The sequence below is a fragment of the Pseudomonas sp. Pmew2 genome (genome assembly GCF_058129885.1).
The window spans coordinates 3591367-3605635 of the sequence record NZ_CM176702.1; the positions used below are offsets into that span (position 1 = coordinate 3591367).

A 14269-nucleotide genomic window follows, 5' to 3' on the forward strand; every position below is an offset into this window, starting at 1 on the left:
AAGTCCTCAGGCCGCAGCGGCCATGTTGCGGGTCAGGCCTTGCAGGGTGCGGTTCAGGCGCACCTGCAGTTCATTGCCGAAGCTGTAGTAACGGGCCGTGAGCGTCTGGCCACGCGCGGCAAAGCGGTTGTAGGCGATAACGGCAGGAATGGCGGCGAACAGGCCGATGGCCGTGGCAATCAAAGCTTCGGCAATACCCGGCGCGACCGTCGACAGTGTGGCCTGCTGCACTTGAGACAGGCCGATGAAGGAATTCATGATCCCCCAGACCGTGCCGAACAGGCCGATGTAGGGGCTGACCGAGCCAACCGTGGCGAGAAACTGCAGGCCTTTTTCCAGTTGCAGCTCCTGCTCGCTGATGGCGACCTGCAATGCGCGTTCGACGCCTGACAGCACCACGTCAGGCTCGATGCCGGGACGTGGCTTGAGTTGCACGTACTCGGCATAACCGGCGTTGAAGACGCGCTCGATACCGTCAGCGCCCTCTTGAGCCGAACGGCTTTCGGCGTACAGTGGTGCCAGCTCGGCTTCAGCGCGAAAGCGCTGCTGAAACGCATCCAGTGTCCGCTCGTAATGGCCCAGCGCAAGACTGCGCTGGATGATCAGGTACCAGCTGACCAGCGAAGCGAGTAACAGAATCAGCATCACGGCCTTGACCAGCAGGCTGGCATCGCTGATCAGGCCCCAGATAGTCATGTGTTCGAGGGTGGCGTGCATCGTGGTAGTCCTCTGTAATGGAACGAATGATTAGCACCGCTTGATGACAAACGACTTACGGCAGCTTCAAGGTTTTCACCACCTCGGCCCACGGTAAGAACTTGAAGTTCTGCGCCTGCTCGGGCATGCGTTTGCGCCCGTCCTGCACCACCAGCATGCCTTTGCTCCAAGGGCCGCCGAGGTTCATGGAGGTCACTTCGATGCCGTCGGTTTCCGAGGTACCGTCAATCCCCGCGTTCGCGTTGAGACCGACCCGAAAAGCGCCGCGCAGTGCGTAAGGCGGCTCGGCATCGACCACCACGTAGCTGTCGTTGCCCTGACTGGAGATCACCAGATAGTCGTGCTTGTCACTCTGATACAGCGCCAGCCCCTCGACATCGGCATGCACCGCCTCGCCCACCTTGATCACACTGGAAAGCGTCGCAGGCTGATCGGCGCGCGCATCGACTTCCCAGACGCCAACGTCCTCTTCACCGAGAAACAGGCGTTGACGCTGGTCATCGGCCACGCAGCCTTCCGGCTGGGTGTCGACCTTGAAGCGGCGTACCAGCTCGCCTTTTGCCTTACCGTCGGACGCGCTGAGCCGATACTGGAGAAAGCTGCCGTCTTTACCGTTGGCGAAGGCGTATAGCTCGCCACTGGCAGGTTTGAACAGGCAGACGCCATAGATTTCCGCCAATGGTGTGGGGATCTCTCCCGCTTCACGAATGACGCCGCTGGTCCGGTCGATGCTGAACAGGCTCAGGCTGTTGTGATCCCGGTTACTGGCTACCGCCAGATCGACATTCTTCTTGCCGAGCATGAAGCCTGGGCGTAGATCGACGTTGTTCAGGCGGCCTACCGGTAATTCCTGCAGCTGCTTGCCAGTCAGGTCATAAGCCAGCAGGCCCTGCTTTTTGTTGGTGCCCAACACGCGACTGAGCGCCGGATTTTTCGGGTGGACCCAAATGGCCGGGTCGTCGGCGGCGTCACCCTGACGCCCGACCGGCTGGCTCTGACTCGCCGCCATGACAGTCGGCAACGGCTTGGCGTTATTCACCGGTTTGGGCGACCAGCTCAGTTCCCCCTGATACAGGCGCTCGCCGTCATTGTCGTTAACCAACACCTGCAAGCTGTTCTTGCTCTCACGCACAGAAAGCCCTTCCGGCTTTTTCAGGCTCATCAGCGACAGATCGGCCACCGGCGTCCAGCTCTCCAGCGAATCCTGCTGCTGATAGAGATGCAACGCCTTGCCTTTCGGGTCCAGCGCCAGCAAACCGCCCGGAACAATGGCCATTGCCCCCGCCGCCTGTTTCAAATCGCCAAACGGTTCGCGCAGAGCCACAGGCTGACGCGCGACCTCAGCCTCGGGGTGCGCCGAATAAGCCCACCAACCGATGTTTTGTTCATTGACGAACAACCTGTGCGCAGCGTCATCGACCTGACAAAACTCGGCTTTGGGTGGTAGCGGCAGGTTGCGCACCAGGCGTGGCGCGTCGTTCAGTCGATTATCTGCGCCAATCAGCCATTGTTCGCCCTTGCCCTCCTCGCCCACCAGAAACACAAACAGGTTGCTGGCGTCATCGCGGTACAGGCACAGACCGGCCACTGAATAATCGCGTGCGGGCAGATATACCGGCTTTGACCAGTGTGCTCCGGTCGGATCGAGCTGGGTCAGCATGGCCTGCTGGCGGGCATTATCCAGCGTTGCAATGAGCACACTTGAGCCTGTAGTACGGCTGTCGAGCCCTTGGAACGACCCCGGCATTTTCGCCAGCTCGCGGCCCTGCTCATCCAGCAGCAACAGACCGGCCTTGACGCTCGCGGCCAGGCGGCGGGTGCCGTCACTGCCCGGCAGAAAGCTCGCCGATTGAGCCTTGAACGAAGCATTTTCAGCCCAGCGTGTCAGGTTCAGGTCCATCGGCGGCGAAGCGTGCGCAGCCCCGATCGCAAGACAAAGCAGTAGCGCCAGGCACGCTGGCTTGGGTGATAACGAAATGATCATGAACGGTTGAATCCTTTGAATGAGCGCGTCAGGTCGATCAGAAGTGAGTGAAGGTCAGGCCGACTTTGTAGGTCGGGCCGTATTCTTCGTACTGGCCGTTGTAGGCGCGATGACCGCTGTAGACGAAATACGGCTGATCGGTGAGGTTCTGCGCCTCGAAGCTGACCTTGAGGTTCTTGGTCAGTGAATAGCGGGCGCTGAAATCGACGAAAGTCTGCGCATCCACGTACTGGTCGTGGTCCTTGTCGCCGATCGACGCCAACTCGTAGAGATAGGCCGATTTGTAGTTGGCGGACAGACGCAGACTCAGCTTGTCGTTCTCCCAGCCGAGCATGACGTTACCGACGGTTTTCGACTGGCTGGGCAGGTCGATGTCGCGCTTGCGGTTGGTGCCGGTGCTCTGGTCGAAACCGTTGATGCTGGCGTCGGAACGGCTCAACGTGGCGTTGGCGCCCAGCAGCAGACCGTTCCATGGCGATGGCAGCCAGTCGAGCTTTTGCGAATAGGCCAGCTCCAGGCCATAGAGCTTGGCCTTGTCGCCGTTGGCGTAGGTGTTGGCTTCGGAGAAGTTCGCCCACTGCCCGGTGCCCGCCAGGTCGGTGTTGTAGACGAAATTCTGGATGTCCTTGTAGAACACGAACGCCGACACCGTCCCCGCTCGGCCCATGAAGTGTTCGATGCCCAGGTCAAGGTTGCTCGACTCCAGCGGCTTCAGATTCGGGTTACCGAAAGAGGCTTCGTCATCGTCGATCACAAAGCCCGGCGCCAGTTGCCCGAACGTCGGGCGCACCACGGTTTTGGTCCAGGCGGCGCGCAACTGGGTTCTCTTGTCGATCTGATAACGGGCATGCAGACCTGGTAACCAGTGGTGATAGCGGCGGTTGGTGGTACTGGACTCGAATGCCCCATCGCGCACGCCAGTTCCTTTGGCGTCCATCTCCGTGCCCTCGTAACGTAGACCGGCGATGAAGCGCCATTTATCGACATCCAGCGTATTCATGAAGTAACCGGCATTGATGTCTTCGTTGATCTTGAAGTCATTGGCCCGGCTTTCCGACGCGTCGTAGGCGTCGGCGGCGTTCAGGCCGCCGATCAGGCCCTTGACCGCAGTGGGACTGATACCGCTGCCGAAATTGCCCAGTCGATAGTCGATGGTGCCTTTCTGGAACTGTGTCAGGTTGAGTTGCTGATCGCTGAAACCCTGATCATCGAAATCGTCGTATTTCCAGACTTCCAGATCGTTGCTTTTGTCGCGTCGGCTGACCTTGCCGCCAAACTTGAACTGCGAGGCATAGCCCTTGAAGTCGTAATCGCGGGCCAGGTCGAGGCGCACGTTCTTCTCGGTGTCTTTGGTGTACTGCTTTTCCCGGTCGACCTTGTCCAGAGTAAAGTTCGAATTGTCGTAGAACGAGGGATCGACGATGGGCCTTGGCTTGTCGCGGTCGTAGAAACCGGTGTCGGCAAAATCATCGTTGCCCACGAATGTGGCCCCGGCAATATGGCTAGGGCTGTCTTCACTGGACTCGCTGTAACCGGCCTGGCCGCTGAGCGTCCACAGGCCGACCATACGTTCGCCACCGAACACGTAGGACTGGATTTCCTGAGTTTCGGTGCGCGCCTTGAGCTTGCGCGTGCCCTCGGCATCGCCGGTCTGCCCTGCGCTCTGGGCATTGGCAAATTCGAAACCGTTGGTGGTGCGCACCTCATCATCCTTGAAACGGCTGTACAGGGTGCGCAGGTAGTATTTGCTGAGGTCATCGGGTTTGTAATCGAAGTTAAGACCACCCCCGGTGCGCTCGCGGCTGATGTCGTAGTCGCGTTGTTCAAACGATTGCAGTCGCGAGCCGTCCCAGTCTCCGCCGGTCTCGACGTTGTCGGAGCCGAAATCACGCTTCTGCCAGCTCAGTGCTGCCGCCACACCGAAGTTGTCGATGCCGTCGCCAAGGCTGAAACGATTGCTCGCCGCGCCAGAAAACTTGGGGCTGGTCTGGTGGGTGTTCTTGTCGTAGCTGGCTTCGCTGCTGCCGGTTTAGAACAGCCCTTTGTGGTCGAAGGCAGAGAGGCTTTCGACATCGACTGTACCGCCCAGCGAGTTGGCGTCCATGTCCGGGGTCAGGGTTTTGATCACTGACAGTGACTGCACCAGTTCGGCAGGCAGCACATCCAGCGCTACGGCGCGTCGGCCACTTTCCGGGGCAGGCACCAGCGTGCCGTTGATGGTCACGCTGTTGAGGTCAGGCGCCAGTCCCCTGACGGTGACAAAGCGCCCCTCGCCCTGATCGCGCTCGACGCTGACGCCCGGCATGCGTTGCACTGCTTCGGCGACGTTCTGGTCCGGTAACTGCGCAACACCGTCGGCATGCACCACGCTCTTGATGTTGTCGGAGCTGCGTTGCTCCTTGAGCGCGTTGTCGATACTCGCCGCCTGCCCGACCACTTGCACGTGCTCGGTGGTATCGGCTTCGGCCGCCTGTAAACGTTCGCTGGCAATGGCAAATGCCAGCGCGCTGAGTGTGAAGCCGACCAGTTGAGCCCTGCTGCGACGCCTGTGCATGTTAAGTCCTCCCCCATAATCCCGACAGGCCAGGCAAATGACCCGGCAACTGGAGGCGCAAGCTAGAGCCGCGCAGTGACGGTTCTGTGACAGGTAACGGGCGCAGGGGCTGGAAACAGCGGGTTTGAGGGTGATTTGGCAGGCAAATGAGCTGATTTGACTTTCAGGCGGGGCTGGCCGGAATCAAAAGCCGATGTGCGTATGACTCTCTTTCCAACGCTCTGCGTTGGAATGGAGTTCGTGACGCTCCGCGTCGCCAGTGCCACCGTGATCGAGAAGCACGTATGGCGACCTCCTGCAGACGCATCATGACATTGTGCTGCTCCGGAGACTTGTGACGCAAAGCGTCACGAACCGCATGCGTTTGGCAGGCGAACCAGCCGGGTGGCAGTCAGGCGCGTAGAAAAAACCTGCAACACACGTGAGCTGATTCGACCTTTAGCGGTCCGCGTTACCCGTCACCGAAGTGTCATGTACATCTGTTCTGCTGGCCGATAACCAGCAGCTCGGGAGCCGTCTTTTCATGTTCAGGATCATCCAACCCCATCGCTGGAAACTCGCTGCGCTGATGGTCGCTTCCAACCTGGGCCTGCTGGCCTTTCTGGCATTTGGCAACGTCAAACAGGTCAGCGAATGGCAATGGCTGGACATCGTCGGCGAAGGCGGCTCCGCGCTGCTGTCGCTGGTCTGGCTGTTTCTGGTGTTCAAGAGCCGACCAGCCGGTCGGGTCACCAATTACCTGTCGACAGGCCTCAGCTGTGTGTTCTTTTCCTGGTGGATCGACGCGCTGGACGAGTTCATTCGCCTGCCCAGCCACATCCAGTGGGGTCACTGGCTGGAATCCGGACCGATGCCAATCGGCCTTATCCTGCTGACCCTCGGTATCTATCACTGGCATCGCGAGCAACTGGCGATCAGCGCTCAGATGGAAAAGCGCGAGCGTGGCTTTCGTGAGCATCGGCTTTACGACAAGCTCACACCGCTGGGCAGCGCCGACTATCTGAAACGCCAACTGGTCGTCAGCCTTGAAGAAAGCCTCTGCCAGCAGCAACCGTTGTCGCTGCTGGTACTGGATGTGGATGACTTCAGCGCGATCAATAACGCATTCGGTCATGCCGAGGGCGATGAGGTTCTATCGGCGCTCAGCCATCTGCTGGTACTCAATTTGCGCCGCCAGGACCTGCTCTGCCGTCTGGCGGGCGACCGGTTTGTGGTGTTGTTGCCCAATACCGGAGAGAGTCAGGCGAAACTGCTGGCGCTGGAGCTGCAACAGGCGGTTGCCAGCCTGGCGCACAAGACTCGGCAACAAGGTGAACGCATTCAACTGTCGGCCAGCGTGGCGGTGGTCATGGCCCTCAATGAAACGCCGGACAACCTGCTGCGCCGCCTCAACCTGTCGCTGGCCCGCGCCCGACGTCCCCTGACCCGTACTGCCTGAGCGACTGCCGTGACTCTCAAAAGTGACTGGTACGAAGCCGACAGCCGCTTCATCCCCGGCCATTACCAGCCGGCTACGCTGATTGATCTGGCCTTGTCGCGCGGGATCGACAGCCATCGCCTGCTCAAAGGCACAGGCCTGTTCTACGAAGACATCGTTGCGGGCAAGACGCGGCTCAGTGCGCAGCAATTCTTCGTTCTGATCGGTAACGCGCAACGCCAGATGGAAGCCGACGACACCAGTTTCCTGTTCGGCCAGCGACTGTTTCCCGGCCATTACGGCGCCGCAAGCCATGCGCTGCGTCATGCGCAAAACCTGCATCAGGCGCTGGAAATCCTGATCCACCAGCATGCGCTGCTCAGCCCGCTGCTGACGCCGCGTCTGGAGCTGGATGAGCATTTTGCCTACCTTTACTGGCTGGACAGTTGCGGCGCTGGCGAACAGCAACGCTTCCTGCTGGAGGCCGGTATGACTGCACTGGTCGCGATGAGTCAGTTGCTCAGCGGGGAACGGCTGCCGTGGGAATGCAGTTTCTGTCACGAGGAACCGCGCTACATCGAACAATACTGGGTGCATCTGGGCGAGAACACGGCATTTCGCCGCCCGCTGGACATGATGCGCCTGCCCCGGCATTACCTCACCCGCGCGTGGCCAGGCGCATCACCCATCGCCGTGCAGGTCGCACAACAGGAAGCCGCCGGGCAACTCGCTGCGCTGGGTATGCCATTCAGCCTGCTGGACCGGTTACACCAGCACCTGCGTGACAACGTGCGCCAGGCTACCAGCCTGGAACAGGTTGCAAATGCCTTCGCCATGAGCCCGGCTACGCTGAAGCGCAAGCTACACAAACACGGCACCAGCTTTCAGGCCCAGCACGACCTGGCGCGCAAGCATGTCGCGCTGTACCTGTATCAGATCAAGGGGCTGAGCAACGAGGCTGTGGCGGACTACCTGAACTTCAACGATCCGGCCAACTTCCGCCGCTCGTTCAAACGCTGGACCGGCAGTACACCGACCTTGATCCAGCGCCTGTTCAATTTCGACTGAGCAGGCTTCAGCGCTGTACACACAACTTGTAACCCAGGCCATGAGCGGTATGCAGCAACGGCGTCTCGTGGTCGCCGTCCAGCACCCGCCTAAGGATATGAATGTTGCTGCGCAGGCTACTGCTGTTCGGGGCATCACGCCCCCAAAGCACTTCTTCCAGCTCGGATCGCTTCACGATATGGGGACTTTTGCGCATCAACAATTCCAACAGCTTCATGTTGGTCGGGTTGAGCTTCAAAGGCACACCGTTGCGGGTTATCTCAAGGGTATCCAGATCGAAGTGCAGGTCAGCGACCACCATCACCCGGTTATCCTTGCGCTGGCGTCGGCCCACCACCGCTTCGACCCGGGCGAGCACCTCGGACATTGCAAACGGTTTGGTGATGTAATCATCGGCACCCACCTTGAAGCCGGTAAGACGGTCATCCAGCTCATCCCGCGCACTGAGCATCACAATGGCGACTTCGGACTTCGAATACTGGCGCAGACTGCGGCAAATCTGGTTGCCGTCAATGCCCGGCAACATGATGTCGAGGATGATCGCGTCGAAGCGCTTCGAGGCCGCCAGGTGCAGCCCGCTCAGGCCGTCCAGCGCACCTTCTACCGCGTGCCCCCTGAGTTCGAAGAATTCCAGCAGGTTATCGTGAATGTCACGGTGGTCTTCAATAACCAGAATGTTCATTGCAGCGCCTTCTTGTTTTCTACCCGGCCGAGCGGGACCCTGTTGCCATTGAATCGGCAGGTTGAGTAAAAAATTCATCACGCCGACCGGAAACCGCAGCGTTACGAATTGGCTGTTGCAACCTGGATCGTCCATAAAAGCATAGTGCGACCAGCAGCGTGCTCAGCCACACCACGATACCCGCCCAGAACGTGTGCGACATAAAGTGCCAGCCTTGCAGCACCCGCGTAGTGCCGTAGATCATGCCAAGCACGAGAATGCCCGCCAGCAGGATGTTGGAATGATGCCAGCAGTAGCGCCGAGCCACAAAGTACAAGGCCAGCAGACTGAATGCGCTTGACGCATGACCGCCCGGCCAGCAACGCCCGGCACCGGCTTCATGCAGAAAATTGAAGTTTCGGAACCACTCGATGTGCGCCTCGCTGCCACCGTACAAGGTGGTTTCAACGGGACAGTACACACTAGGGTCTGTTCCCGTTTCGACGTAACCCATTGATCTCTATGAGAACAGGCCCGTATTGTTGGAGTTCTCACACAACACCAATACGAGCCTGCAATGCCCCGATTAATGCTCAGTGATGAGCACTGGCCGAAGCTTCGAGAAATTTTGCTGCACGAATCGATCTACAACAAGCGAGATTTGCGCACCACGGTTGAAGGCATGCTGTACCGCATGCGTGTGGGTTGCCCTTGGCGAGACCTGCCGAAAGCGTTTGGAAACTGGAGCAAGGTCTACAAGCGGTTCAATGCCTGGTCTGCTTCAGGCAAGTGGGTCAAGGTGCTTGAGGTGCTGATGACCGATCCTGACATGGAGTGGGTTTTCATTGATGGCAGTTATGTAAAGGCTCATCAGCACAGTGCAGGTGCTGCCAGCACGCAGGACCAGGCCATCGGAAAAAGCCGAGCCGGTAACACCAGCAAGATTCACCTGGCTGTAGACGCTTGTGGGCTGCCCATTGCATTTGACGTGACCGGAGGCCAGACCAATGATTGTTCGCAGGCGGCCTCGTTGATTGCCAAGATGCCCAATGCAGAAGTGATCATTGCGGACAAGGGCTACGACACTGAAGCGATACGCGCTCAGGTCGAGCAGCAAGGCAGCAAAGTGGTGATTCCACGAAAGCGCAATTCTCTGAAAGGGAACGCAGATCTGGACAAAGGGTTATATCGCAATCGACATCTCGTAGAAAACGCCTTTGCCCGGTTGAAGCATTTCCGGGCGGCGGCTTCTCGGTTCGACAAACTCAAGAGAAACTATGAAAGCGTCATAGCAATGGCCTGCGCTTTTCTGTGGCTGCCAATGTGAAACGGGAACAGACCCTAGTGTGGCTTTTCAGGTAATGGATCATGCCGGTGCTTAGCGCAAAGGCAACGATCACGAAAAAGAAGTCCAGCCGATGCCTGCGCGTAAAGCGCAGAAGCGCCTCTGTCCGGGAACCCGACAGGCGCCTCATGAAGCGCGAACCGGCCTTTTTTTCCAGTAAAGGCCAGACGAACGACAGCATCGCACCGATGATCGCCAACTCTCCGGTCCAGTCCGGGATGATTCGCGCCCACTTGTGCGTGATGGTCTCGAACAGGTGCATCTGCCCGATGGGAAATACTCCGGCTGCCGAATCAAAAAACAGGTCACTCAACTGTCGGTCAATACTGGTCAGGTCGAATGTCACGAAGACCAGTAGAGCGAAAAAAACGGGTACACCCAGATTGACGGCGTAAAACCGCAGCCTGGGGCTGGAGGATGTCATCAATTGAATTGCTCGCTGCTGAGGTTGGCCCATTGCCCGGAGGTCAGGGAGCCGAGAATTTTAGGACGGTGGGTACCATCCATCTGCACGAAAAATGCCTGAGCGTATTCACTTGAACGCTCGCCACCGATCACGCCGACCTTGCGTTCGAACTGGTCGATACAGCCACTGTGCGTCACCAGCACCAGATTTTCGCCACTGACCTTGTGGTCTTCCACGACCTTCATGGAACCGCCGTCACAGTCGTTGATCCAGTCCTGAGCGGCCACGGAATGGCCTGCCAGAAGTTGTGCAGTCTGCTGAGTGCGGGTCTTGGGGCTGGCGATCATGCGCACATGGTCCATGCCCATTTTCTGCAGACCGGCGCCCACGGCCAGTGCCGCATCCCGCCCGTTGGAGGTAATGCCGTCAGCATCACCCATGCAAGGGTTGGTCGAGCGGTCGCAGCGTTCGGCGTGCCGAACCATCACCACCACATCACCTTGCCGCCAATGCTCGCGAAGACCGGAAACCTTCAGGTTGCTGCCAACGCCCAGATCCACTACATGCACGCTTGAGAACGCCGTATAAAACCAGGCGCAGATCGCCAGTAATACGACAGTCACCGTTATCGAGACGATGTGCTGATGCACTTTGTGGCGCTGCTGAATGCCCGAATCGGCAAGCACATTCTTGTTTATTGTCGTGTCAGCCAAGTGACCACTCCTGCCATGAACCTATGTGTGGTGTTGACTCGGGAGGTGCCCAATGTCTTCACCGCTCCCGTGCAGGCAAGATAGGTTCAGCATCGTGCTGACGCAGTGAAGAGGATGTGAAAAACATGTTGTGGCCCAGCGCCATGTTTTTTACGAAAGCCCTGAAAACGGGGCCTTGCGGCTTTTCTGACTTGAACATGAAGATAATTTAAGCGTTTTGCGGAAAATTCAGCGCGCCGCCCTGCCCTGCACGGGGCGTTCCTGGCGCGACGGCAGGTTGCGTGCAGCACTTAATGCTATTCAGAGACCAAAGGTATAACGACTTAAACGCTGTCATCCCGCTCAAACGCCCCACGCCACTCATCGCGATTCGCTCATAACCGCCTATAACGCCCATCAATACAGGAAATAGTCGTCATACGACTATTGACATCGTCCTACAAGACTGCAAATAATCACCCCAATGTTGTATGACGACATACCAATAACCTGATAACAACAATATCCATGAAGGTCCTCATGAAAATCACTTCGGTCAGTGTCGACGTTTTTTCCTTCCCTTCACGCCGCGCTGTGGACAGCGCAGGCCATGCCCATCCAGGCGAAGAAAAACCGGTCAAAATGGCCATGCTGCGTATCGCCTGTGACGAGGGCAGCGAAGGATTTTCCTTTGGCTCGCCCGAACTGATCCGCCCGCACATCATCGAGTCGTTCGTGAAAAAGGTGCTGATCGGCCAGAACCCGATGAATCGTGAAAAAATCTGGCAGGAACTGGCCCACTGGCAACGCGGCAGCGCCAGCCAGTTCACCGACCGTGCGCTGGCACTGGTAGAGCAGGCGCTGTGGGACCTTGCCGGACGCGCCTTGAAACTGCCCGTGCACAAACTGTTGGGCGGCTATCGCGACAAGGTACTGGCCTACGGCTCGACCATGTGCGGTGACGACTTGCCCGGCGGCCTGTCCACTCCGGACGAATACGGCCAGTTTGCCGAAAAGCTGGTAAAGCGCGGTTACAAAGGCATCAAACTGCACACCTGGATGCCGCCGATCTCGTTCGCGCCTGACCCGCGTATGGATGTACAAGCCTGCGCCGCGGTGCGGGAAGCGGTAGGCCCGGACGTTGCCCTGATGCTCGACGGGTATCACTGGTACAGCCGCACCGACGCGCTATACATCGGGCGTGAACTGCAAAAGCTCGACTTTGCCTGGTTCGAAGAGCCGATGATGGAAGACTCTGCCGAATCCTACGCCTGGCTGGCGGCCAACCTGGACATTCCGGTGCTTGGCCCGGAAAGCATTGCCGGCAAGTACCACAGCCGCGCCAGCTGGGTGACCAACAAGGCCTGCGACATCCTCCGCGCTGGCGTGGCTGGCGTCGGCGGCATCGGGCCGTGCCTGAAAGTCGCGCATCTGGCCGAGTCGTTCGGCATGGACTGCGAAGTCCACGGCAACGGCGCTGCCAACCTCGCCGTGGTCGGCGCGATCAGCAACTGCCGCTGGTACGAACGCGGCCTGCTGCACCCGTTTCTTGAATACGACGATGTACCGGCCTACCTCAATACGCTGGTCGACCCAATGGACAGCGACGGTTTCGTGCACCTTTCCGGGCAACCGGGACTGGGCGAAGACATCAACTTCAGCTATATCGAGACACACACCGAACAGCGTTACTGACTGGCAGCATCGCGAAGGGCACGCCGAGCGCCCTTCGCTCGACATCCCGACACAGCGTCTTATAAATATAAAAAAGGACTGCCCCCATGAAGCTCTGGCTCAAGCGCCTGCCCTGGCTGCTATGCCTCGCCCTGACGGCGACACTCGTGCACACCCCGCCCGCTCTGGCGCGCGGTGAAACACCGGTCGATCAACTGGTGGTCGGCATGAGCATGATCAACCTGCTGTCCCTGGACCCGGCAGGTGCCACCGGCCTTGAGGTGTCCGAGGTCAACGCCAATGTCTATGACATGCTGCTGGAACAGGACGCTGCCCGCCCCGACCAGCTGATTCCGGCACTGGCCGAGCGCTGGGAAATCAGCCCCGACCGCATGCGCCTTACCTTCCACCTACGCCCGGGCGTGACATTTCACTCCGGCAACCCGCTTACTGCCCAGGACGTTGCCTGGTCGCTGCAACGTGTGGTCACACTCAACAAGGCCCTGGCTTCCACCTGGAAAGCCTACGGTTACACCGCTGACAACGTCAGCAAACTGATGCGCGCCGAAGGACCATCGACCTTCGTGCTTGACCTGCCCAAAGCCACCGACCCCATGCTGGTGCTCAACACGCTGGCAACCTCGCCCAGCGCCTTCGTCATTGATCGGCTGACCGCGTTGCAACATGCCAAGGGTGATGATCTAGGCGCCGCCTGGCTGACCACCAACACAGCGGGCTCCGGCGCATTCAAGCTGGACATCTGGCGTGCCAACGACGTGATTCTGATGAGCCGCTTCGAGCAATACTGGCGCGGCCCGGCCAGACTGCGCCGGGTGATCATGCGCAACATGACCGAATCCCAGGCGCTGCGCCTGATGGTGGAGCGCGGAGACCTGGACGTGGCGCGCGGTATGGCGGCCACCGATATAAAGGCACTGACCCGCTCGAAAGACGTCAATGTGCAGACCATCCCGCGCGGCACTCTGTACTACATCGCACTGAGCATGGAGCAGCCACTGTTTCAGGATATCCGGGTGCGCCAGGCGATTCGTGCGCTGATCGACTATCAAGGCATCAACTCCGTGGTCATGCCGCATTACGGGCTGATCAACCAGCGCCCGCTGCAACTGGGGCTGGCGGCCAGACTGGATGATCCGGGCTATGCACTCAACGTCGCCGAGGCCAACCGCCTGCTCGCCGAAGCCGGGCACCCGAATGGCTTCAAGATCACCATTCGTTCGCTGACCGATTCGCCCTTCATCAACATCGCCACCAGCCTGCAATCGACCCTCGCCCAGGCAGGTATTCAGGCGTCGATCATTACCGGCACCGGTAACCAGATCTACGGCGCAATGCGCGACCGGCGCTTCGACATTCTGGTCGGGCGTGGCGGTGGCGGTGCCGAGCGCCATCCGCACTCCAGCCTGCGAGCGCTCATTTACAACCCGGACAACCGCGAAGAAGCCAGGTTGAGCAACTTTCAGGGCTGGCGTACCTCGTTCTACAACGCCGAGATCAACCAGTTGATCGAGCAGGCCGAACGCGAGCGTGACGCCAGCAAGCAACTGGCCGACTACCAACGCATCCAGACCCTGTATGACCAGAAAGCCGGGCCGATCATGCCGATTTCGCAGATGACCGATGAAGTGGTCATTCACGCTGACGTCCGGGATTACCTGGGTCACAGCGCCGCGACCACGCGCCTGCGTGACGTCTACAAGCAACGCTGAACCCATGCGTTCAATCGCTCA

The 14269-nt window shown here is 59.2% G+C and carries 9 protein-coding genes and 3 pseudogenes; 5 read left to right on the top strand and 7 right to left on the bottom strand.

Going from position 1 to position 14269, the window contains the following annotated elements:
* Positions 1-6: 6 nt before the first annotated feature.
* The 3 genes and pseudogenes from tolQ to AC4ANK_RS16375 all read right to left on the bottom strand — a co-directional run bounded on the left by tolQ (position 7) and on the right by AC4ANK_RS16375 (position 5255).
* Positions 7-717, bottom strand: a complete 711-nt coding sequence (gene tolQ / locus AC4ANK_RS16365) for a protein TolQ (RefSeq protein ID WP_004658021.1) — start codon at positions 715-717, stop codon at positions 7-9.
* A gap of 55 nt (positions 718-772) precedes the next feature.
* Positions 773-2701: a phytase gene (locus AC4ANK_RS16370; protein WP_460384977.1), complete on the bottom strand. Its 1929-nt coding sequence runs from the start codon at positions 2699-2701 to the stop codon at positions 773-775.
* A gap of 37 nt (positions 2702-2738) precedes the next feature.
* A pseudogene (locus AC4ANK_RS16375) lies at positions 2739-5255 on the bottom strand (TonB-dependent receptor).
* Between the two features lie 523 nt (positions 5256-5778).
* Here AC4ANK_RS16375 and AC4ANK_RS16380 point away from each other — a divergent pair.
* The gene (locus AC4ANK_RS16380; RefSeq protein ID WP_044320273.1) at positions 5779-6693 is read left to right on the top strand and encodes a GGDEF domain-containing protein; all 915 of its coding nucleotides are present in this window, start codon (positions 5779-5781) and stop codon (positions 6691-6693) included.
* Between the two features lie 9 nt (positions 6694-6702).
* A complete protein-coding gene (locus AC4ANK_RS16385) occupies positions 6703-7740 on the top strand; it encodes an AraC family transcriptional regulator (RefSeq protein ID WP_031596678.1) in 1038 nt (345 codons plus the stop codon).
* Positions 7741-7747: 7 nt separating this feature from the next.
* Here AC4ANK_RS16385 and AC4ANK_RS16390 read toward each other — a convergent pair whose 3' ends face one another.
* A complete protein-coding gene (locus AC4ANK_RS16390) occupies positions 7748-8422 on the bottom strand; it encodes a response regulator transcription factor (RefSeq protein ID WP_004665622.1) in 675 nt (224 codons plus the stop codon).
* 19 nt (positions 8423-8441) lie between these two features.
* Positions 8442-8885 (bottom strand): annotated as a pseudogene (locus AC4ANK_RS16395) (phosphatase PAP2 family protein); the annotation flags it as partial.
* Between the two features lie 93 nt (positions 8886-8978).
* On the opposite strand from AC4ANK_RS16395, the gene AC4ANK_RS16400 reads away from it, so the two are divergent.
* Positions 8979-9728, top strand: a complete 750-nt coding sequence (locus tag AC4ANK_RS16400) for an IS5 family transposase (protein ID WP_460382697.1) — start codon at positions 8979-8981, stop codon at positions 9726-9728.
* A gap of 10 nt (positions 9729-9738) precedes the next feature.
* Here AC4ANK_RS16400 and AC4ANK_RS16405 read toward each other — a convergent pair.
* A pseudogene (locus tag AC4ANK_RS16405) lies at positions 9739-10170 on the bottom strand (phosphatase PAP2 family protein); the annotation flags it as partial.
* Entirely contained in the window at positions 10170-10865 is a 696-nt protein-coding gene (gene pmrG / locus AC4ANK_RS16410; RefSeq protein ID WP_460384974.1) for a lipopolysaccharide core heptose(II)-phosphate phosphatase PmrG, read from the bottom strand. The pseudogene AC4ANK_RS16405 and the gene pmrG, both read right to left, overlap by 1 nt.
* A gap of 519 nt (positions 10866-11384) precedes the next feature.
* On the opposite strand from pmrG, the gene AC4ANK_RS16415 reads away from it, so the two are divergent.
* Both AC4ANK_RS16415 and AC4ANK_RS16420 read left to right on the top strand, forming a co-directional pair.
* On the top strand, positions 11385-12539 hold the full coding sequence (locus AC4ANK_RS16415; protein WP_016981371.1) for a mandelate racemase family protein: 1155 nt from the start codon (positions 11385-11387) through the stop codon (positions 12537-12539).
* An 86-nt stretch (positions 12540-12625) separates the two neighbouring features.
* Positions 12626-14248, top strand: a complete 1623-nt coding sequence (locus tag AC4ANK_RS16420) for an ABC transporter substrate-binding protein (protein ID WP_031596681.1) — start codon at positions 12626-12628, stop codon at positions 14246-14248.
* Positions 14249-14269 lie beyond the last annotated feature (21 nt).

Coding starts and splice junctions, on each gene's coding strand:
- tolQ (WP_004658021.1), bottom strand. CDS start 717: ATGCACGCCACCCTCGAACACATGACTATCTGGGGCCTGATCAGCGAT.
- AC4ANK_RS16370 (WP_460384977.1), bottom strand. CDS start 2,701: ATGATCATTTCGTTATCACCCAAGCCAGCGTGCCTGGCGCTACTGCTT.
- AC4ANK_RS16380 (WP_044320273.1), top strand. CDS start 5,779: ATGTTCAGGATCATCCAACCCCATCGCTGGAAACTCGCTGCGCTGATG.
- AC4ANK_RS16390 (WP_004665622.1), bottom strand. CDS start 8,422: ATGAACATTCTGGTTATTGAAGACCACCGTGACATTCACGATAACCTG.
- AC4ANK_RS16400 (WP_460382697.1), top strand. CDS start 8,979: ATGCCCCGATTAATGCTCAGTGATGAGCACTGGCCGAAGCTTCGAGAA.
- AC4ANK_RS16415 (WP_016981371.1), top strand. CDS start 11,385: ATGAAAATCACTTCGGTCAGTGTCGACGTTTTTTCCTTCCCTTCACGC.
- AC4ANK_RS16420 (WP_031596681.1), top strand. CDS start 12,626: ATGAAGCTCTGGCTCAAGCGCCTGCCCTGGCTGCTATGCCTCGCCCTG.